This window comes from Pseudoalteromonas sp. KJ63-1, assembly GCF_055808145.1.
In genome coordinates this window covers 2,327,176-2,347,155 of the sequence record NZ_CM147855.1, presented here as the reverse complement: position 1 = coordinate 2,347,155, position 19,980 = coordinate 2,327,176, and the positions used below count along the sequence as shown (strand labels likewise).

At 40.0% G+C, this 19,980-nt stretch carries 17 protein-coding genes, 1 tRNA gene and 3 pseudogenes; 13 read left to right on the top strand and 8 right to left on the bottom strand.

Going from position 1 to position 19,980, the window contains the following annotated elements:
• Positions 1 to 267: 267 nt before the first annotated feature.
• Together AC0L7Q_RS11185 and AC0L7Q_RS11180 are read left to right on the top strand one after the other, a co-directional pair.
• Positions 268 to 1,011: a sporulation protein gene (locus AC0L7Q_RS11185; RefSeq protein WP_008109135.1), complete on the top strand. Its 744-nt coding sequence runs from the start codon at positions 268 to 270 to the stop codon at positions 1,009 to 1,011.
• Positions 1,012 to 1,061: 50 nt separating this feature from the next.
• The gene (locus AC0L7Q_RS11180) at positions 1,062 to 1,505 is read left to right on the top strand and encodes a GNAT family N-acetyltransferase (RefSeq protein ID WP_413402754.1); all 444 of its coding nucleotides are present in this window, start codon (positions 1,062 to 1,064) and stop codon (positions 1,503 to 1,505) included.
• A 51-nt stretch (positions 1,506 to 1,556) separates the two neighbouring features.
• Here the strand turns inward: AC0L7Q_RS11180 and AC0L7Q_RS11175 are convergent, their stop codons facing one another.
• The 6 genes and pseudogenes from AC0L7Q_RS11175 to AC0L7Q_RS11150 all read right to left on the bottom strand — a co-directional run bounded on the left by AC0L7Q_RS11175 (position 1,557) and on the right by AC0L7Q_RS11150 (position 7,703).
• Entirely contained in the window at positions 1,557 to 2,912 is a 1,356-nt protein-coding gene (locus tag AC0L7Q_RS11175) for a sodium-dependent transporter (RefSeq protein ID WP_413402752.1), read from the bottom strand.
• A gap of 197 nt (positions 2,913 to 3,109) precedes the next feature.
• Positions 3,110 to 4,399 carry a sensor histidine kinase gene (locus tag AC0L7Q_RS11170; RefSeq protein WP_413402750.1) on the bottom strand — a complete coding sequence of 430 codons (1,290 nt, stop codon included), beginning with the start codon at positions 4,397 to 4,399 and terminating at the stop codon, positions 3,110 to 3,112.
• Between the two features lie 87 nt (positions 4,400 to 4,486).
• On the bottom strand, positions 4,487 to 5,191 hold the full coding sequence (locus AC0L7Q_RS11165; protein WP_413402748.1) for a response regulator: 705 nt from the start codon (positions 5,189 to 5,191) through the stop codon (positions 4,487 to 4,489).
• Positions 5,192 to 5,254: 63 nt separating this feature from the next.
• The gene (locus AC0L7Q_RS11160) at positions 5,255 to 5,641 is read right to left on the bottom strand and encodes a DUF3019 domain-containing protein (RefSeq protein WP_413402746.1); all 387 of its coding nucleotides are present in this window, start codon (positions 5,639 to 5,641) and stop codon (positions 5,255 to 5,257) included.
• Positions 5,631 to 6,488 carry a MipA/OmpV family protein gene (locus AC0L7Q_RS11155; RefSeq protein ID WP_409423580.1) on the bottom strand — a complete coding sequence of 286 codons (858 nt, stop codon included), beginning with the start codon at positions 6,486 to 6,488 and terminating at the stop codon, positions 5,631 to 5,633. Before AC0L7Q_RS11155 ends, AC0L7Q_RS11160 begins: the two co-directional genes overlap by 11 nt.
• A gap of 406 nt (positions 6,489 to 6,894) precedes the next feature.
• Positions 6,895 to 7,703: pseudogene (locus AC0L7Q_RS11150) on the bottom strand (hypothetical protein).
• 115 nt (positions 7,704 to 7,818) lie between these two features.
• On the opposite strand from AC0L7Q_RS11150, the pseudogene AC0L7Q_RS11145 reads away from it, so the two are divergent.
• Both AC0L7Q_RS11145 and AC0L7Q_RS11140 read left to right on the top strand, forming a co-directional pair.
• Positions 7,819 to 8,972, top strand: a pseudogene (locus AC0L7Q_RS11145) (serine hydrolase domain-containing protein).
• Entirely contained in the window at positions 8,969 to 9,460 is a 492-nt protein-coding gene (locus AC0L7Q_RS11140) for a SixA phosphatase family protein (RefSeq protein ID WP_409423579.1), read from the top strand. The pseudogene AC0L7Q_RS11145 and the gene AC0L7Q_RS11140 overlap by 4 nt, the downstream one beginning before the upstream one ends.
• A gap of 43 nt (positions 9,461 to 9,503) precedes the next feature.
• On the opposite strand, the gene yhbY is transcribed toward AC0L7Q_RS11140, so the two are convergent.
• Positions 9,504 to 9,812 carry a ribosome assembly RNA-binding protein YhbY gene (gene yhbY, locus AC0L7Q_RS11135; RefSeq protein ID WP_409423578.1) on the bottom strand — a complete coding sequence of 103 codons (309 nt, stop codon included), beginning with the start codon at positions 9,810 to 9,812 and terminating at the stop codon, positions 9,504 to 9,506.
• A gap of 88 nt (positions 9,813 to 9,900) precedes the next feature.
• Here yhbY and rlmE point away from each other — a divergent pair.
• The 9 genes and pseudogenes from rlmE to AC0L7Q_RS11090 all read left to right on the top strand — a co-directional run bounded on the left by rlmE (position 9,901) and on the right by AC0L7Q_RS11090 (position 18,897).
• Positions 9,901 to 10,529 (top strand): annotated as a pseudogene (gene rlmE / locus AC0L7Q_RS11130) (23S rRNA (uridine(2552)-2'-O)-methyltransferase RlmE).
• Between the two features lie 66 nt (positions 10,530 to 10,595).
• Complete coding sequence (ftsH, locus tag AC0L7Q_RS11125; RefSeq protein WP_413402739.1) at positions 10,596 to 12,569, top strand: ATP-dependent zinc metalloprotease FtsH; 1,974 nt, start codon at positions 10,596 to 10,598, stop codon at positions 12,567 to 12,569.
• A 105-nt stretch (positions 12,570 to 12,674) separates the two neighbouring features.
• Positions 12,675 to 13,520 (top strand): dihydropteroate synthase, encoded by an 846-nt coding sequence (folP, locus tag AC0L7Q_RS11120; RefSeq protein ID WP_413402737.1) that lies wholly within the window; start codon positions 12,675 to 12,677, stop codon positions 13,518 to 13,520.
• Positions 13,520 to 14,866, top strand: a complete 1,347-nt coding sequence (gene glmM, locus AC0L7Q_RS11115) for a phosphoglucosamine mutase (RefSeq protein WP_418157303.1) — start codon at positions 13,520 to 13,522, stop codon at positions 14,864 to 14,866. Before folP ends, glmM begins: the two co-directional genes overlap by 1 nt.
• A 72-nt stretch (positions 14,867 to 14,938) precedes the next feature.
• Positions 14,939 to 15,688, top strand: a complete 750-nt coding sequence (gene tpiA, locus AC0L7Q_RS11110) for a triose-phosphate isomerase (RefSeq protein ID WP_413402735.1) — start codon at positions 14,939 to 14,941, stop codon at positions 15,686 to 15,688.
• Between the two features lies 1 nt (position 15,689).
• Positions 15,690 to 16,043, top strand: coding sequence for a preprotein translocase subunit SecG (secG, locus tag AC0L7Q_RS11105; RefSeq protein ID WP_010388009.1), 354 nt, complete (start codon positions 15,690 to 15,692; stop codon positions 16,041 to 16,043).
• Positions 16,044 to 16,120: 77 nt separating this feature from the next.
• Positions 16,121 to 16,205: transfer RNA gene (locus AC0L7Q_RS11100), tRNA-Leu, on the top strand.
• A 470-nt stretch (positions 16,206 to 16,675) separates the two neighbouring features.
• Positions 16,676 to 17,443: a hypothetical protein gene (locus AC0L7Q_RS11095; RefSeq protein ID WP_303430807.1), complete on the top strand. Its 768-nt coding sequence runs from the start codon at positions 16,676 to 16,678 to the stop codon at positions 17,441 to 17,443.
• Positions 17,444 to 17,754: 311 nt separating this feature from the next.
• Complete coding sequence (locus tag AC0L7Q_RS11090) at positions 17,755 to 18,897, top strand: hypothetical protein (protein WP_409423574.1); 1,143 nt, start codon at positions 17,755 to 17,757, stop codon at positions 18,895 to 18,897.
• A 547-nt stretch (positions 18,898 to 19,444) separates the two neighbouring features.
• Here AC0L7Q_RS11090 and AC0L7Q_RS11085 read toward each other — a convergent pair.
• Positions 19,445 to 19,831, bottom strand: a complete 387-nt coding sequence (locus AC0L7Q_RS11085) for a hypothetical protein (RefSeq protein WP_303430809.1) — start codon at positions 19,829 to 19,831, stop codon at positions 19,445 to 19,447.
• Positions 19,832 to 19,980: the final 149 nt, after the last annotated feature.

Sequence of the window (19,980 nt, the reverse complement as noted above, 5' to 3'; positions counted from 1 at the left end):
AAACAATGCTTATTGACAATTAATCTACTTATTTACTGTAGCTAATTGGCTGATTATGAGTATTTATCACCTGATATCTAAAACACCGTAATGCGTGTATAAAGTGACTGTAAAGTACAAAAAACAGACATAAATGGTCGGTTTTATGGTAAACAGCATGTAAATAGCAGTTTTTCGCTGACAAGCGCTTTTAAATGTGGTTAAGATGCCATAACGAAGGAATTTAAGCGTAAGCAAACAAGTGTATGCTTAGCTTAAGGAGAAACTATGTTTAAAAAAATTTTAGCATCGGTAGGCATTGGTGCTGCCAAGGTAGATACCATTTTAGAAACCGAGCATCTTCAGCCAGGCCAACTATTCAATGCACAAATTGTTATTACTGCAGGTGATGTGAGTCAAGAAATTGCGGGTTTGGATTTAATGTTAGTTACCCGGGTAAAAGTGGCCAGTGAAGACGGTGATTACTTTACTAATCATGTTATTGATCAGTGGCGCATTACTGACATTGGTACTGTCGAGCCAGGTGAAGTTAAAACTATCCCGTTTGAAGCCCGTTTGCATTCAGAAACACCAATTACTGAAATTAATGCCGGTTATAACCAGTCTTATGTGTGGTTAGAAACAGGGCTTGATATTGACCTTGCACTAGATCCAACAGATAAAGACCATTTGCACATTTATCCGAATGAAGCAGTTAAAACCTGTATGCAAGCAATGGAGAAGCTAGGATTTAGTTTAGTTAAAGCAGATGTAGAGCAAGGGCATTTACGTGCATCTACTTTTCAATCTGTGTCTGGGTGTTATCAAGAGCTTGAATATCAACCAAATAGTCGCAGCTTATTTGGAATAAAAGAAATCGAACTGTCGTTTATTCCTGAAGCGCATAAAACGCATGTACTGATTGAGTTAGACAGAGCATTTAGAAGTGACGGTTATGTCGATTTAACTATCGAGCATGATCATGTTAACTTATCTCAGTTATGTGATCAGTTAGAGCGATTATTTGCTTAATAAGATTATCGGGCCTTTAGTAAGGCCCTGTAATAATAAAAGGTGTTTAAATGGCGTTTAAATGTGAGCCATTCTCTGCGCTCGACTCCCAAACCCTGTTTGCAATAATGCGTGAACGTGTTGACGTATTTGTTGTAGAACAAGCGTGTCCTTACCCCGAACTTGATGATGTGGATATTGCAGATGCTACTCGCCACTTGTATTCACTCAATAGGCAAACAGTAAATGCCTATGCCCGTTGTTATGAAAAAGATGCACAGTATAGTGCGATAGGGCGCGTTTTAGTTGCTCAATCACAGCGCAGCTCTGGTTTAGGGAAAGAGTTAGTTAGCCAGGCTATTGCCTGTTGTAGGACTCAGTGGCCTACTCGTGATATTTATATAGGCGCACAAACCTACCTACTAAATTTTTATCGCTCATTTGGTTTTGAGTGCGTTGGTAATGAATACCTAGAAGATGGTATACCCCATCAAGATATGATTTTAAAGCTGTAGGTAATTCTTAATAAAAAAGGCCCACATTTGTGGGCCTTTTTTATTTTGTTATCAGCTCAATAAAGAATGTAAAAATACCAGGCTAATGGCGATAGGGCATACAAATTTAGTGTACCAAGGCCATATTTTCCAAAATAAGGTGTTATGTACTTCAGGGTTACCTTGCTGGATTGCTTTGAGTAGTGATGACCTGTACCAGATCCACCCTACAAAAATACAACACATAAGTCCTAATAACGGTTGCGCTACTTTAGTTGTTAAGGTGATCACTAAACCAAATAATGTGCCTAAGTTGCACACTATGGTAATGCTAACAATGGCAATTAAAGCACCTATTAGCCATGTTGCTTGCACACGCTTCATTGCAAAACGCTCTACAGTGTAAGATACCGGCGCTTCGAGCATTGAAATTGACGAGGTCAGCGCGGCAATACTCATTAAGGCAAAAAAAGCAAAGCCAACAAATAAACCTACACCACCCATACCCTCAAATAAGGCGGGTAAAACCTGAAATACTAAGGTGTCTTCTGAAAGTAGTTTACCTGTTGTTGACGAGAATATTTCAACACCTTGGGCCTGTGCAACATACATCGCGGGGATAATCAGTAAACCTGCTACAAACGCAATAAATACATCAATAAGCGTAACATAAGCACCCAAAGAAACGAGGTTTTCTTTTTTACTGATATATGAGCCATAGATAATCATTACACTGGTGCCCAGTGACAATGAAAAGAAGGCTTGTCCTAGTGCACTAACCAATAAAGTGGGATCAAAAATAGAAGAAAAGTCAGGGACTAGATAAGCTTTCAATCCCTCAATAGCGCCTTCTTGAGTCATTACATAGGCAATTAAAGCAAACAAAATACCGAGCAAAGCAGGCATTAAACGTTTTGACCATTTTTCAATACCGTTTTCAACACCGCGGCTAATAATAGCAACGGTTAAAATAATAAATACTACAGTAAAAAGAATATTACGTGTAAGTGACTGTTCACTTAGCCAAGAAGATGCCGCATCTGCGCCTATGAGTGTAGTAACCGGCTCTAAAGTCGCACTTAACATCCAACCAGCGACAATCGCATAAAAGCTTAGTATAAAGCCAGCACATAAAATCCCGCCAAAGCCAACAGCAAAGGCAAACTGCTTTTGCCAAGGTTTAGTGGTTAATTTAGTTAGTGAAGAAACTGCATTAGCTTGTCCATGACGACCTATCATCAGCTCTGCCATTAAAGCCGGATAGGCTAAAAAGAAGGCCAGTACTAAGTACGCGACTAAAAAAGCAGCCCCGCCATTACTTGCTGTTTGTGTCGGGAAACCCCAAATATTACCAAGCCCAACAGCAGATCCTGCCGCAGCCATTATAAAACCAAAGCGGGAGCTAAACTCACCTCTTACTGCACTCATATTATTTTGCTTCTCTATTTTTTCGACGCCGTGACAATCTACTGGAATTGTAAAAAAATAAAAAGTGCTTATTTGACTTAGTCGCACAATTATTGCGTTTTATTTTCAGATATAAATAACACGTGCATTTTTTGATTACAAATAGCACGATTTCTTTAATTATATTGCGTTAGTTAGAACGGATGGTACTTGTTTGATTAATATCTAAACCGCGCAATCGTAAGCGTAAAGCAGGCCCCACCAAGGTGCTCACTTTTACTCACTTTTACCGAGCCATGATGCCAATCGGCTACTTTGGCAACGATAGCCAATCCTAGCCCGTAACTGTTGTCACTGCGATTACGGTGGCTGCGCTCACGGAAGAACGGGCTAAATACTTTATGATTGTTTTCTTGAGCTATTCCTGGGCCATCATCGGCAATACTGATGACTAGAGTGTGCTCTTGTAGCGAGGCGGTTACTTTAATGTGATGATGTGCAAAATCGCAGGCATTATTAATTAAATTAGCGATCGCTCTTGCTAGCCAATGTAAGTCAGCAAAAATAGTATGATCATCGCACTCTAAGGAAATATTAAGCGAGCGTGCGGTTACTCGTGGTTCAAGCTGTAACACAATATCACTGAGGTATTGTTTAAGGTTTGCTGATGAGTAAGTAAGTTTATTGGCATTCTGTTCTAAAGTAGCAAACGCTAAATAGCTTTTTAACATTGACTCCATATGGTCCAAATCGGTTTCCATGCGGGTTAAGTAATGCTTTATTTTACTTTCATCATAGCTATCAAGTGCAGCGTCAACACCAAAGCGTAAGCAGGCTATTGGGGTTCTAATATCATGGGATAGACTTGAGGCCATCAGTTTATTTTCAGCAACCAACTTTTCAATTTGACTTGCCATGCGGTTAAAGGTCAGTTCCACATCTTTTATATAGGTAAAGCGAGAGGGCTTAATTCGGGCTTTAACATTACCGGATGCGAACTGTTTTGCCGCATCATTTAATACTGTGAGGCGTTTTGCTAAAGGGGTAATAATAAAGCCCATAAAAACACATAAGCCAGTATAAAATAACAAAGTTAAAATTATGTCGTTTCGTTGTGTGCTCTCATAAGGCTTATCTAGACGCATGGTTAAATGATACGGGCTTAATGCATCATTAGTGTAGAGCATGTAAAAGCCTTGCTCGTCCTCGAGTATTAACCCGCCTTGGGTTTGCATTTTATCTAATAGGGCTGGTGGTAATGCGAGCGACTGGTTTAATTTGTAGTTAAGAGTCAGATTAAAATCTTTGGCTAATTGAGTTACCTGTTCTGGGCGTGCCTGTGGGTTTATTGCCATGAGTTGTTTACTTAAACCGACAATAATTTGACTTTGTACGCCAAACTCATCTAGTGGCGCTCGTGTTTGTTGGCTAAATGCATCAATAAGCCAACCTAAAACAATAATTGAAAGCAGCGCACTGCCCAGTAGTGAAATATAAAACTTTTTCATTGATGCTATTCCATATTAATAGCGCATGTTTAAAATAATCTTCAATATTACAGGGCTTGTTATTTGTATAGAGTCAAATTTTGTAAGTTACCATGCAGTTATCACGAACAAGTAGCCACGCCCCCAAATAGTTTTTATTTTTTCAGGTTTTTGCGGATCATCGTTAAACTTTTTACGCAAAGCAGAGATCAGCACATCAACGCTTCTATCTAGGCCGTCATACTCCCTACCTTTGGTTGCTTTAAATACCGCATCACGCGATACAACTTGCCCGGCATTGCTGGCTAAATAGTGCAGTAATAAATACTCTGCGCTTGAAATGTTCACATCTTGCTGGTTGAGTGTAACGTTGCGAGATTCGGTATTAATACTTAATTGACCAATATTGATCATACTCGCTTGAGCATCAGTTTTAGGTATGTCGTTGCTGTAACGTAAAGCTGACTTAATACGGGCAAGCAATGAACGAGGGCGAACAGGTTTTATAATGTAATCGGTGGCACCGACTTCAAGTCCAATGACCTCATCCATTTCTTCATCTCGTGCGGTGAGCATAATTATAGGCGCTTTATAAAAGCTACGTAGCTCACGGCATACACTAATACCATCAAGTCCTGGTAACATAATATCTAACAAAATAAGCTGTGGGTTTAAATGCTTTACTTGGCTTACGACCTCATCACCACGATGACATACATGCACAATATAACCTTGCTCAGTTAAATACTCAGTCACCCATTGTGCAAGAGAGATATCATCTTCAACCAGTAAAATAGTACCGTAATTATCCATAAGCTTTCTTCTTATACCTAAAGTGATGTTTTAGCTAGTAAAATGTTTATGATAGTGGCTGATTTAAAATAATCGCCAGCGCCGTTTTTTTTGCCTATTTTGATACACCCATTGTAGTTTTACTTCGCTTACAGCAATAACTTTTGATGTATTACTATCAAATAACTCAAATGAAATGCTTTGTGTTGAGTCAAAAGCATAATTAAATGAGCCTTGTCGCTGTTTAAGCCAGCACTGCATAATGTACTTTGAAGTCGCATCGCGTAAACAGTAATTTCCAACTTCTGGTTGTTGCCATGACAAGACTACATCGGCGTAACAGTGGCGTCCTTCACGTAAGGCGACACAGGTATCCGGAACGGCAGTAAGCTCAATGGGAGGTTGTGTTGTGGTTGCAAGCAAAGAGCCTGAGTATGTAAACAACAAACAGTAAAAAAATCTAGAGTACATAACGCAGGCCTACCTTGGCTTTGTGTTGATATCCTTGAGAAATAATTGGGCTGTCATCAATTTCTTTTGAAAACCATGTGGTTAACCAGCCCGCTAAAAAGACCCAATCCTGATTAATTGGATATTCAGCATGAAATTCAAACATAATACTGGTACTAGCATCGGTATTATAAATAGGGCGGGCTGCGTTTGCTTCATCGCTATCAATACCAAAATAATAGTTTGTAAAATCAGCAGAATAGGAACTTAGACCAATACCAGAGCGAAACTCCCAATTGCGCCAAGGTTGAATATGACTGAAAAACACATTGGCGACCCAACCATTATGAGCACCGCTTATATCATGTAAGTATTCAAGAGAAACTTGTGAGTTTTCAAATCGGCGTGTTAATCGCAGGCCGGTATCAAAATCATAGTTACGCTTTTTTATACCACGCAGTGGATCAATTACCCCGTCGTTATAAAAGCCTAAACCTTGCTCATCGAACCCCGCTTGAATATTGGTACCTAATAAATCAAGGCCCCAATCATATTTGTTAATTAAGCTATAGCCTAAAACAAGTCCACCGCTGAGCTGATTATGGTCAAAATCTAGATAAAAATTATCGTAAGAAACTGCAATACTCAAATCTAGTTCTGCACCAACATCATAGGAGTTCATGCCAACTAAATAAGAGTCTTCAATGTAATAACCTGCGCCAGCGCTCCAATCCCAGGCAAACCCAGTGGTGGGTTCCAAAGTGTTATCGGCATAGTAACGATTACTGGCGCTGCTTTGGGCACTAAAAATAGCGGCAACTAATAAGGCCGCACAACCAAAAGACTGTTTAAGAGAAGTATACGTCATCCTTGGAACCTTAATTAGAGTTTGCTAAAGAGGCAAGGGTCTGTTGACCTTTGCGGATTAATATTTATTCAAGCTAGGGGCGGTTTAATCGCGGCGCGAGGTTTGTAACCTAGTGGGCTAAGTCAAAACCGAGTAAAGCTTTCGCGTCCTGCTCACGCCCCTTACCTACATCCATGTAGGCAACAAAGAGTAAATCGCCCCTAGACAGAACCCTTCGGGCAGCGCCTGTTTGGTATTGATGCTGCGTTATCGCCTATTTATGGGGAATAACCACACCACATAGGCTCTGCCTTGCCTGAATACCAAACAGGCTGCTGCAAATTTAACCTAGAAAGGTCAACAGACCCTAGTATATTGTCAAACTCTTGGCTAAATCTGTAAAAAAATGTAGCGTTCGTCCTAACAACTACTGAACTTTAATTTTATCAATAAGAATACTGCTTAAGTAAAATTGCATCATGGGAGTGAGGGCACTTATTTCGGTGCGTGTACATGGGCCATTTAATTTAGTTAAACGACTCAGTTTCGTAATGGTTTTATACGCAGGGGCCGTTACTTCACTATTAAGTTCAGCTCGCTTTAGGCGAGCCTGCTCGGTGTTGTGCATATGTATAAATGCAACAACTTCCAGCTCATTAGTGATCTTCTTTTCTTCGCTAAAGCTATAAACAAGGGGTTCACGATGGAAGCTTGCACTATCAATTGATGATTTAGCAAACCACACCACATCGCCCGATGCTTTGTGAGTAAGTCGCATACTAACTTGGGCTAATATATTGGCGCATTGTTGCGAGGGAAATTGCTGGGCTACTTTTGAAAATAATGAATATGGTTTTTCTGGTTGCGCTAGGGTGTACTTAGCGTCATCTATAAATTCTAGATCAACTTGATGAATTGCTAACGTATAATCGCTATTCTCGCTAGTGGTCACCTTAAGCTGTTTATCAATTAAGGCTTGGCTTATTTGAGAGACCAAAGTGTCGGTAACACTTGCACGGTCTACGATTACTCTAACAGTTTGATTTTTTTCACGTTGTGGGCGGGTAATTGCACCGACTTCACTTTTGGTGAAGCATGCTCAGCTTCATACTTTAACTGGTAAGTTTGGCTCTTGAGCATAGGCTTTGCAGGCATAACTAAAGGTTCTGCGGGTTGTTTAACGACAGCACAACCTGACGCTGATATTATAAAAAGTGATACAACTAAAAAACGCATAAATATTTTACATCCACTCAAAAGCCATTAATCGGACATATTGTACGTTAGTCCGAGTAAAAGTTCATGATATTATAACGGTCGATTATGACTAAAAAAGAAAAATTAGCTAAGAATGAAGTATTTTAACACCTTACCCTTTTACTTTTTTGCCGTGCTCCTTATCGGGACGCATTTACAGGCGAGCGCAAGCACAGATCCTGATTGGGAAGCATTTGTTAAAAGTTATGGACGCTATACAGAAAAAAACTAAAAATAAAAAAAATCCCAGGAGGGGCGCTATCCATTGTCAACTCACAAGCGCGTGACTTCATCCATACTATGGGCAATACAAAGGTGCGCGGTGGGCAAAAAATCAACCCGCACACTCGATTTCGTTTAGCCTCCGTATCGAAAACATTTGCAGGGTCGTTAGCGGCTAAACTCGCAAATGAACAGTTACTCGACCTTTATTTACCTGTTAGTCACTACTTAGCTGATTTTAAGCAAACTGACTATAAAGATGATTTAAAAGTCTTTCATATTCTAAGCCATTCTAGTGGGTTAGTGCCCAACGCTTACGATAACTTAATCGAATCGCGAATGGGCTATGAGGATATTGTTGAAAAGCTATTAAGTGTCAAACCTATTTGTGACCCTGGTGATTGTTATGGTTATCAAAACGTGATGTTTAGCTTAATAGATGATGTGATTTTACAAAGTACTAAAAAAACCTATACCCAGTGGCTTAATGACGCGTTTTTTACCCCTTTAGAAATGAATGATGCTAGTTTAGGTTATGATGCCATGGTGCAAGATAATAACTATGCACACCCTCATGTGCGTGGCAAAAAGCGTTGGTATAGCGCCCGTTTAAAAAAGAACTATTACAAAGTAGCACCCGCGGCAGGGGTTAACGCCAGTGCGTCAGATATGGCTATTTGGTTAAATGCGCAATTAGGGCAATATCCAGCAGTATTATCACTAGACGCACTAGCTACCCAAACACGGCCATACACGCATACCAAAAAAGAACGTTACCGACGAGTCTGGCGAGAGCATATGAACGAAGCCTACTATGGGCTAGGTTGGCGCGTGTATGACTATGATGATGAAACGCTTTATTATCATAGCGGCTGGGTACAAGGGTACCGCAGTGATTTAGTGGTTTTTCCGCACTTAAATGTAGGGTTTAGTTTAATTTTAAATGCAGAAACTGGGCTAATTAATGAGCTTACTACAGAGTTCATAGACCGTTTATTGGCATACAAACGAGGTAAAAAACAATGAGTACATTGATAAAGTCAGCATGGGCAGTATTACTATTACTGCTGTGCCACCCTGCTTTTTCTGCGCCTGAACAGCTTTATTTGTTTCGCCATAGTGAAAAACAAACAGGCAATGATCCATTTTTAACAGAGCGAGGGCAAGCACGTGCTGAGTATTTGGTTTCGCTAGTTAAAGCCCACCCAGACATTACGTTATACAGTAGTAACTATAACCGAACATTAAGTACTGCAGCGCCTTTAGCTAGGTATTTTAATGTTATAGTTATAACTTATAATGCTGCTGATTTAACGACATTGAAAAATCAGTTGTTAGCACAAAATGGTGTTGTGGTGGTTGTAGGGCATAGTAATACCACACCGCAATTGGCTTCGTTATTGAGTAACCAAACTATTGAAAATATGAATGAGGGGCAGTTCGGTCACTATTATTTGCTGAGTAAGTTTGAGGATGGTAACTACAGAGCAAAGTTGCGAATAATGAATTTTTAATTCTATATAAAAAAACCAGCCACGGCTGGTTTTTTTGTATCATTTATAACGGGTTGTTAGCCGCGAGGTAACTGAATTTTTTCTCAGGGCTTTGACGGTAAAGCACAATCGTATGGCCGATTGTTTGTAGTTTAGTAGCTCCTGTTTCGCGAACTATGGCATCAAAAATAAGCTTTTTGGTTTCACGATCGTCAGTTGGCACTTTCACTTTAATTAATTCGTGAATTTCTAATGCGCTTTGGATTTCAACTACTACGCCTTCGGTTAAACCGTTAGAACCTAGTAAAACTACAGGCTTAAGGCTATGTGCCTGACCTTTTAAAAACTGCTTTTGTTTGTTTGATAATGTCATGATATTACAAATTTTGCTGAATATGGCTTGAATTAAGGGTATTCTAACGCCATCTAGAGAATATTACTAATTAGTTGCGTGTTAATTTATGACAAATAAAAAACAGTCAGCCAGTTCACAGCGTTGGCTTAAAGAACATTTTGATGATAAATATGTTCAAGAAGCGCAAAAAAAGGCTGGCGCTCTCGAGCTGTTTTCAAATTAGACGAAATCCAAAACAGAGATAAATTATTGCGTCCAGCAATGACAGTGGTTGATTTAGGCGCAGCCCCAGGGAGTTGGTCACAATACTTAGCAGAAAAAGTAGGTGACAAAGGCCAAGTGGTTGCGTGTGATATTTTACCTATGGATTCATTAGCGGGTGTTGACTTTTTACAAGGTGACTTTCGTGAAGAGGCCGTACTTGATGCATTGTTAAAACGCATTGATGGTAAAAATGTAGATGTGGTATTGTCTGATATGGCACCTAACATGAGTGGTAATAACTCGGTTGATCAGGCGGGTAGCATGTACTTAGTTGAGCTTGCACTTGATATGTGCCACCAAGTTTTAAAGAAAAATGGCGCGTTTATTGTTAAAGTATTCCAAGGTGAAGGCTTTGATCAATATTTGCAAGATGTACGTAATAGTTTTAAAGCAGTGAAGATACGTAAACCGGATGCCTCGCGTCCCCGTTCTCGGGAAGTATATATAGTAGCGACTGGATACAAACTGTAGTACAGTTGCTTGGCGTTTAGTTGAATTTAAATTAATTGGATACAAGAGGTTAACCCCTTGAGCGATATGGCGAAAAATCTAATACTCTGGCTGGTTATTGCAGTTGTGCTTATGTCAGTATTTCAGAGCTTTAATGGCGGCGATCAAGTTGATCGTCAAACAAGTTACAGTCAATTTGTTAAAGATGCCCGCAGTGGCTCTATACAAGAAGTGTCTATTGAAAGTGGCAGTGGCACAATTACTGGCATAAAAAATAGCGGCGAGCGTTTTCAAACGATTATGCCGATCTATGATAAAGATATTTTAAATGATTTGTTAAAAAGCGATGTAAATGTCAAAGGTGTAAAACCTGAGGAACAATCGTTTTTAGCAAGTATTTTCATTTCTTGGTTCCCTATGATTCTGCTAATTGGTGTGTGGATTTTCTTCATGCGTCAGATGCAAGGTGGCGGTGGCAAAGGCGCCATGTCATTTGGTAAGAGTAAGGCCCGCTTAATGAGTGAAGATCAAGTCAAAACGACTTTTGCTGATGTAGCTGGCTGTGATGAAGCCAAAGACGATGTAACCGAGCTGGTGGACTTTTTACGCGACCCCTCTAAGTTCCAAAAATTAGGTGGCAGCATTCCTAAGGGCGTACTTATGGTTGGCCCTCCTGGTACGGGTAAAACCTTGCTTGCGAAGGCGGTTGCTGGTGAAGCAAAAGTGCCATTCTTTACTATTTCAGGTTCTGATTTTGTTGAAATGTTTGTGGGTGTAGGTGCATCACGTGTACGTGACATGTTCGAACAAGCTAAAAAAGCAGCACCCTGTATCATTTTCATTGATGAAATCGATGCGGTAGGGCGTAAACGTGGCGCAGGTATGGGCGGCGGTCACGATGAACGTGAGCAAACGCTTAACCAAATGCTAGTTGAAATGGATGGCTTTGAAGGTAATGAAGGTATTATCGTTATTGCTGCGACTAACCGCCCTGATGTTTTAGACCCAGCATTACTTCGTCCTGGTCGTTTTGACCGTCAAGTTGTAGTTGGTTTACCAGATATTCGTGGTCGTGAACAAATCCTAAAAGTACACATGCGTAAAGTACCTTTAGGTGATAACGTTGAAGCAGCAGTGATTGCACGTGGTACACCTGGTTTCTCAGGGGCTGATCTTGCTAATTTAGTGAATGAGGCCGCTCTTTATGCAGCTCGTGGTAATAAGCGTGTTGTTAGTATGGCTGAATTTGACGCTGCAAAAGATAAAATCATGATGGGTGCTGAACGTAAGACCATGGTGATGAGCGAGCAAGAAAAAGAAATGACGGCTTACCATGAAGCAGGTCATGCCATTGTAGGTCGTATGGTGCCTGAGCACGATCCGGTTTATAAAGTATCTATTATTCCACGTGGCCGTGCGCTAGGTGTGACAATGTATTTACCAGAGCAAGACCGTGTTAGCCATTCTAAAGAACTGCTTGAATCTATGATTTCTAGCCTCTATGGTGGCCGTATTGCTGAAGCCATTATTTATGGTGAAGACAAAGTAACTACCGGTGCAAGTAACGATATCGAACGTGCAACTGACATTGCTCGCAAAATGGTTACACAATGGGGCTTAAGCGAAAAGTTAGGTCCATTACTTTATGCTGAAGATCAAAACGAAATGTACATGGGTGGCGGCGGTGGTCGTTCTATGAGCATGTCGGATGAAACAGCCAAAGTAATTGATACAGAAGTACGCTTGTTCTCAGACCGCAACTATCAACGTGCAGAATCAATATTGAAAGAAAATATAGATATTTTGCATGCCATGAAAGATGCACTGATGAAGTATGAAACTATCGATGCGAAACAAATTGATGATTTAATGGCGCGTCAGCCAGTACGTGAACCACGTGATGCGCATGACCGTCATGAAGCTAAACCAGAAAAAGAAGATGTTTCTAAAGATAAAGCAGTTGATGAAATCCAAAAACCAACTAGCGAATCTAAAAACGACGACTCTAAAAAAGATGAGTCTAAAAAAGATGAAACAAACCTTGATGATAAAGCTGAATAATCGTTAAAATAACGTATCCAAAAGCCCCGAAGTTCGGGGCTTTTTTGTACCAGTTTGCTGTGATTAACCCAAATTACACTCAACAAACACATTTTAAGGTTAGCGATGAATAATAAAATTAACCTTGCGCGTGGTCGAACGCTTGATCTCAGCGAGCCCATTATTATGGGAATAGTAAACGTTACTCCTGATTCATTTTCGGATGGTGGCCAGTTTTTTAATACGACAGCTGCGCTAAATCATGCGATGCAATTACTTGATGATGGCGCGACTATTCTAGATATTGGCGGCGAATCAACACGCCCAGGTGCCCCCGATGTTAGCCTTGAAGACGAACTACAGCGCGTAATTCCGATTATTAAGGCTATACGTGAGGAAAGTGATTGCGTTATTTCAATCGATACCAGTAAAGCCGAAGTCATGCGTCAAGCCATTGAAGCTGGTGCGGATATTGTTAATGATGTGCGAGCATTACAAGAACCTGGTGCATTAGAGGTGGTTGCTCACTATCCTGACGTGGTCGTGTGCTTAATGCATATGCAAGGACAACCGCGAAGTATGCAAAACAACCCTCACTATAATGATTTAGCAAGCGAGATAAATGACTTTTTTAACCAGCGAATCACTGCATGCGAAACTGCTGGTATAAAACAAAGCCAATTAATATTAGACCCTGGTTTTGGCTTTGGAAAAACACTTAAACACAATTATCAAATATTGGCTCAATTTAATGACTTTGCCCAGTTTGGCTTACCGCTGCTGGCGGGGTTATCACGTAAGTCAATGATTGGTAATTTACTCAACAGAGATACAGAAAATAGATTAGCTGGTAGTTTAGCTGGCGCATTAATAGCAGCACAAAACGGTGCGCATATTATTCGTGTGCATGATGTAAAAGAAACCGCAGATGTGCTTGGCGTATATCAAGCCTGCAAACAAGGAGTACTTTAATGCAAGAAAGAAAATATTTTGGCACAGACGGTGTGCGTGGTCTAGTTGGGCAAGGGCCTATTAACCCAGAATTTGCAATGAAATTAGGCTGGGCTGCAGGGCGCGTATTATCACAACATGGCACAAAAAAAGTCATTATTGGTAAAGATACTCGTATTTCTGGTTATATGCTTGAAACTGCATTGGAGTCTGGTTTAATTGCAGCCGGTATTGATGTTATTTTACTCGGTCCTATGCCAACGCCTGCCGTTGCATATTTAGCGCAAACGTTTCGCGCAGAAGCGGGTATTGTGATTAGCGCATCTCATAATCCTTATTACGATAACGGCATTAAGTTTTTTAATGGCCAAGGCTTAAAGCTAGATGATGTTGTAGAGCTGCAAATAGAATCCATGCTTGATGAACCAATGACATGTGTTGCCTCTGATAAGCTAGGTAAAGCAACACGCCTATCAAGCGCTGATGGCCGCTATATTGAATTTTGTAAAAGTCAGTTTCCACAAGGTTTATCACTTGAGGGGCTAAAAATAGTCCTAGATTGTGCCAACGGTGCAACGTATCACATAGCGCCTTCAGTTATGCGAGAGCTTGGCGCTGAGGTAATCACCCATGCGTGTGAGCCTAATGGGGTAAATATTAACCATGAATGTGGCGCAACTCACGTAGATACACTAAAGCGTAAAGTACTTGAGCATAAAGCGGATGTAGGTATTGCCTATGATGGCGATGGCGACCGTGTAATGATGGTAGACCATAATGGCCGCGTGTTTGATGGTGATGATTTAGTTTACATTATTGCCTGCCAAGCTGCCCAAGATGACAACTTAGGAGGGGTTGTTGGTACTGTCATGTCTAATATGGGTCTAGAAAATGCCTTAAAAGCAAAAAATATTGCTTTTGCTCGTAGCAAAGTGGGTGACCGTTATGTGATGGAACTACTGCAGCAAAAAGGTTGGAAAATTGGTGGTGAGAGCTCAGGCCATGTTTTAAATTTAGACTTAATTAGCACTGGCGATGGCATTATTTCAAGCTTACAAGTGCTTGCTGCTATGGTGGCTCAAAACCGTACACTTCAAGATTTAGGCGCTGGATTTACTAAGTACCCAATGAAAATGATTAACGTGCGATATACTGCCGGTACCGATCCAACTCAAGCACCAGAAGTACTTGCTGCAGTTGCTGAAGTAGAGCAAAGCTTAGCAGATAAAGGGCGCGTATTGTTGCGTAAATCAGGTACTGAACCTGTTGTACGGGTGATGGTTGAAGCAGAACAAGAAAAAATAGTTATCGATAGCGCACAAAAAATAGCAGCGGTTGTCGAATCTATGAGCAAACAAACTGATTGATAACAATAACCTCTTGTAACTTTGGGCGAGTCGAGTTAATATCTCGCCCGCTTTCTAATGTGGAGTGGAAAAATGGCAACACGCAAGGCGATGGTCGCAGGCAACTGGAAAATGAATGGTTCATTAGAACTCGTTGAACAACTGTCTGATGCTATTAACGATGTTAAATCTTCTGAAGTAAGCATTGTTTTATTTCCTCCGTTTCCACTGATACCAGCAATGGTCGCCAGTGGTGTAACTACTGGGACACAAACTGTTTCAGAGAATACGCCAGGTGCCTTTACTGGTGAAGTAGATGCCCAGCTAATTAAGCAATTAGGTGCAACATATGTACTGGTTGGTCACTCAGAACGCCGCAGTATATATAAAGAAAGCAACGACACCGTAGCGGCAAAATTTGCTCGCGCACAACAAGTAGGTTTAACGCCTATTTTATGTGTTGGAGAGAGCGAAATAGAGCAAGAAAACGGGCAAACAGAACAGGTAGTTGCTGCGCAGATTGACGCAGTAATTAATAAATTAGGTGTAGCAGCACTGAAAGAATCTGTGATAGCATATGAGCCCGTTTGGGCTATAGGCACAGGTAAGACTGCATCGCCTGAACAGGCACAAAGTGTTCACAAATTTATCCGTGACAAAATTGCTTCACTAGACAGCGATTTAGCACAAGGGCTAACCATCTTATATGGTGGTAGCGTTAATGAAAAAAATAGCGAATTATTATTTGCACAAACAGATATAGACGGCGGCCTAATTGGTGGCGCAAGTTTAAAAGCAGAATCATTCACTGCTATCTGCAATAGTGCAAAAGGGACCGTATAAGATGTACGAAATTTTATTAGTAGTGTATTTAATTGTAGCGTTAGCGCTTGTTGGTATGGTTTTGATCCAGCAAGGTAAAGGCGCTGACATGGGCTCATCATTTGGTGCAGGCGCATCGTCTACTGTTTTTGGTTCTTCAGGAGCCGGTAACTTTATGACGAAAACGACAACAACTTTAGCAACGATCTTCTTCGTGTTAAGTATTGTTTTAGGTAACTTAACTGCCGGTCAAATCAAAAAGACTGACGAGTGGGAAAATTTAGAAGCCGCTCCAGCTGTTGAAACTGTGACGCCAGTTGAAGAAGATGTTCCGGTAACATCTACAAAAGAGCAAAGCTCTGACGTACCAAATTAATTTAGTTTAAATTGTTAAGTTGCTCTCTTTCCTCAAGTTAGCTTTAAGACTTAACGCTAAGCAATAGCTTAAAAAATGCGGATGTGGTGGAATTGGTAGACACGCTACCTTGAGGGGGTAGTGCTTTCGGGCGTGGGGGTTCAAGTCCCCCCATCCGCACCAAATAAAAAGCCCGTAACTCAATGAGTTACGGGCTTTCTTATTTCTGATGGTTCACTATTGGATCATTAAGCTAGTTTCTGTTTTAGCTTCTTTGACACTTGTGCAGCCATATCTGGTATCTCAGATTCCATCCAACGGCCATAGTGCTTCTCTAACATTTTAATGCTGCTATGACCCATTTGTTTAGCAATCCAATTTAAGTTTATGTTAGCCGTGATTAATTGGCTACCGTAAGTGTGTCGCGCTAATCGGTAACGTCAGTGATGGAATCAATGCCGCAGTTGTAGTTGATGTATCAATGGAAACAAGGAGTTAGTGATTGTCCTCTTTCTTGTTCTGTTTAAAACGCTAGTTTCTCTTACCTTCTTCTGATTGCCTGCAAAAAATCAGTCTCAGGTGTCCTAATTTAAGGTAATTCGCATACCTTGCTGTTACTTAATTAAATAAAAAAAGAAGCAAAGGAATGTTTTATGATCACAGTATATGAACGAGGTATCTTATCGAGATACATTCAGTCGAAATCAACACAAGCAAGGCATCAAGCAAAATTGTACTGTATGCTTGATTGGTTACTCCGTTGGGGATATACCAGCCCATCGGTATTAGTCGCACTGTGGGGGCTTGACCGTTCTGTCGTGAATAGAATGCTTCGTCGATATGTAAATGAGGGGGCTGTCGCTGAAGTGCCAGTTTATTCTTGCCGAGATAAGCGGGTATTTATATTAAAACCAGCAGGGTTGCGCCTGTTGGAAGACTTCCATCAGCAAAACTTCAAATATGGAGTTAAGTCTTCCAGTTTTCCTAAAAAAGAATTAAACCATGATTTAATGGTTCAGTACCTTGTTGCTAGAGGTGTTAAGTCTGGAGAGTATCAGTTCTTTATTAACGAATCAGAGCAAAGCAAAGATGGAACAGGGCGCAAGCGCCGCTTAGATGCCATTGTTTATAATGGTGAAGAGTTAATAGGTCTTGAGATTGAGTGTTCTTCAAAAACAATCCCGTATCGTTTAGACATTATCCGCCGCTACAAAACTGCGATTGTCGAAGAAAACAAAGTGAACAAAATTTTGATGATTAGCCATAAACGTAAATACATCAAAGATGTTGAGCGCATTCACAACAAGCTTTTTGATGAACCAGAAAACAATCTTGAACGATCATTTTTTGAAGAGCACATCAAGTATGTTTATAGCAAGCAGCTTACAGCGGAGTTATACGAATCATTTTGGGCTTATTAAGTTCATAGATTGGGAAAAGGCAGGTAGTACGTTATTCCGTACCCCTGCCTTTATTTTGTATCAGGGAGAGACAATCAAGGCATACCGCCATAGAAAGCTCAAAAGGTGCCGAGGTTTGCATACCCAGCTTTAGTAAGTCATTCAAGTTTGAATGAGCCGCGACCTGCAAAAGCCGCAAAAGTAACCTGTACTTATATATAGTAACCTAAGAGGGAAATTCTAATGATGAATTTACTATTAAAATTATAGTGTTACATATAGCTATGATATGATTACGTATTCACAATATGAAAATGAGGGAGGAGACGTTAATGGATAGTGGTTTAGTGAAAATTTGGAATGACAAAAATGCTAGGTCAATTCTTAACTTAATCATTTGTCTAGCTGCTACTTGTTATCTGGCACTTCTGACTTACGATGTTGTCACATCGTTCACGCTACATGAAAATGTAATACTATCAATTGAGTTTGTTAAAAAAGAATGGGGCAGCTTATTAAAATTCATACTTTTAATTATTGCTTTATATTATTGTTCTAATACTAAGTGGTATTCGAATTACCCTGTTCAAAAATTTACTGGTAGCCACCTTTTTGCGCAGTTATTGACTGTCTCTGCAATATTAGCAGGTGCTTATGTTTCAATTATGTCTACAGACATAAATAGTGCTATTCAATGTCATTTAACAGAAACGCAGTGTGCAGATGATCCCCCAAATTTTACGGCAATAAGTGTGGGAATTATACTTATTGTGTTGTTTTATATTTTACATGGTACTCACTCAGTTAAATTAAAAAATGAGAGAGAGAAACATGAAAATGATCAATCAGAAAAACTCAGACTCGCTATTCAAATAGCTCCTCCTCCTTATTTCGCTAAAAAACTCGCTGATTATTCAGATATAGTTGAGGATATGTTTCAAGAAATGAGTGATAGGTATACTTCTTTATTGGATGAATCTTTACCACCTAAACCTATACAAGAAGGTGAAAAGATACTTGAAGAACAGAGAGTAATTATTAGGTGTAGTTTAATGGCGCTGGGCAGACTAGCTCAAGCATATGATAATGTTGATCCATCAGAAAAAACTGCTGTTAAGTATCGAGCAAACTTAATGTTATGTTTGAAATCCGACGATGATATCTGTTCGCACTTTGAAGAAACTCATACAACAGAGGCTCTTCGTTTTGCTATTCCTTTTGGTGCTAAACCATATTTCAAACTATACATAGATGAGCGCTATAGTATCAATGTAGAGCAAAAAGCAGATAAATTAAACAATGCGGATTTGTTTGAAATTGATAGAGAGGGTCATATTAAACCACTTGTGTTTGAAGCTGATGAAACAGTTGAAAATGCTATAATGCCTGTGTATTGGGAAGAGAATAAAGATGTTACTAATTACAATGTAATAGGAGCGCCAAAATCTATTGTTAAAGGGGGGAGCAGTTTATAAGTAATACAGTCAAAGAGGCTAGGGCTGCCAGTTACTATAGTGAAGATATACAAAATTCGGTTATTGATTACTTTAAAAATGACACGAAAGGTCGGTCTATCGTTAGTTTACCTGTCGCTACTAGACACTATAAGCTTAGCCAAGAGCACAAAGAAGACATAGATCGCTTTCTAGGTGTTATTAACATATACAGAAATACAGAAGATATTTTTGCAGGAGAAAAGAAAAACTTTGAGTTTTTTGCAGACTTTACTAGACCCTTACGTTTGGTGATTGCAAGAATGGCTTATACTCATTTCGATAGTATTGCTATTGTAGAAGAGCGTAAGGCAGATAAATCTAGCACTAACGACTAAATTTAGTTATGATAAACCCAATCTTATAGGAGATTGATTATGAGCGAACAACAAAAGAAAATCAGAGCTGCAGCTCGTGCAAGTGCGGCTGCGTCAGTAGCACGTAGAAAAGTAGAAGCTCGCCGTGCTAATTCTAAAGCTAAATAACTCCTAGTAAAAAACCGCCCAAACAGGGCGGCGATGCTAGTTTACTAACTAGCCAAAAATTGCTGATATGATTTCTTCCATACGGCTTTAGACGCATCAGAAAAGAACCCGTGCTGACCTACCAAGAAGATTCGTTTGAAAGCGTCAGTGGTTACATTGTAATTACAGTAATCAGAAATTTCTTCCTCAAATACATGTAATACAACCTCTATATCACTGGCTTCAATGTATTGGCTTTGTAAAGCCTTTGGTAGTCTAAACTGTAGATCTTTACTGAGAGAAACCCCGTTAATGCCCGATTCACCGAAGTGCAAGTAAATGCCTTGTTTCGACTCAGGTTGAAACATCATAACCACACGCGACACATCAACCCAAGGACTTCGTGATTGGCGTGTGTAGCGTTTAAAAAACTCAATAGTGTCTGTCATCATTGTTACTCATAGAAGTTGGCCTATTAGTAACAAGGTTCATGCTATGGAAATTAGCTAGTATTCATCATGTTTATCTCATTTATAAGCGTCACGTTCACGCTAAAGTTAAAAGTGGCTAGCACTCATAACTCGGCTGTCCTTGATGTATT

Coding starts and splice junctions, on each gene's coding strand:
- secG (WP_010388009.1), top strand. CDS start 15,690: ATGTACGAAATTTTATTAGTAGTGTATTTAATTGTAGCGTTAGCGCTT.
- AC0L7Q_RS11170 (WP_413402750.1), bottom strand. CDS start 4,399: ATGAAAAAGTTTTATATTTCACTACTGGGCAGTGCGCTGCTTTCAATT.
- AC0L7Q_RS11165 (WP_413402748.1), bottom strand. CDS start 5,191: ATGGATAATTACGGTACTATTTTACTGGTTGAAGATGATATCTCTCTT.
- glmM (WP_418157303.1), top strand. CDS start 13,520: ATGCAAGAAAGAAAATATTTTGGCACAGACGGTGTGCGTGGTCTAGTT.
- AC0L7Q_RS11180 (WP_413402754.1), top strand. CDS start 1,062: ATGGCGTTTAAATGTGAGCCATTCTCTGCGCTCGACTCCCAAACCCTG.
- AC0L7Q_RS11185 (WP_008109135.1), top strand. CDS start 268: ATGTTTAAAAAAATTTTAGCATCGGTAGGCATTGGTGCTGCCAAGGTA.
- yhbY (WP_409423578.1), bottom strand. CDS start 9,812: ATGACATTATCAAACAAACAAAAGCAGTTTTTAAAAGGTCAGGCACAT.
- folP (WP_413402737.1), top strand. CDS start 12,675: ATGAATAATAAAATTAACCTTGCGCGTGGTCGAACGCTTGATCTCAGC.
- AC0L7Q_RS11095 (WP_303430807.1), top strand. CDS start 16,676: ATGATCACAGTATATGAACGAGGTATCTTATCGAGATACATTCAGTCG.
- AC0L7Q_RS11160 (WP_413402746.1), bottom strand. CDS start 5,641: ATGTACTCTAGATTTTTTTACTGTTTGTTGTTTACATACTCAGGCTCT.
- AC0L7Q_RS11175 (WP_413402752.1), bottom strand. CDS start 2,912: ATGAGTGCAGTAAGAGGTGAGTTTAGCTCCCGCTTTGGTTTTATAATG.
- AC0L7Q_RS11085 (WP_303430809.1), bottom strand. CDS start 19,831: ATGATGACAGACACTATTGAGTTTTTTAAACGCTACACACGCCAATCA.
- AC0L7Q_RS11090 (WP_409423574.1), top strand. CDS start 17,755: ATGGATAGTGGTTTAGTGAAAATTTGGAATGACAAAAATGCTAGGTCA.
- AC0L7Q_RS11140 (WP_409423579.1), top strand. CDS start 8,969: ATGAGTACATTGATAAAGTCAGCATGGGCAGTATTACTATTACTGCTG.
- AC0L7Q_RS11155 (WP_409423580.1), bottom strand. CDS start 6,488: ATGACGTATACTTCTCTTAAACAGTCTTTTGGTTGTGCGGCCTTATTA.
- tpiA (WP_413402735.1), top strand. CDS start 14,939: ATGGCAACACGCAAGGCGATGGTCGCAGGCAACTGGAAAATGAATGGT.
- ftsH (WP_413402739.1), top strand. CDS start 10,596: ATGGCGAAAAATCTAATACTCTGGCTGGTTATTGCAGTTGTGCTTATG.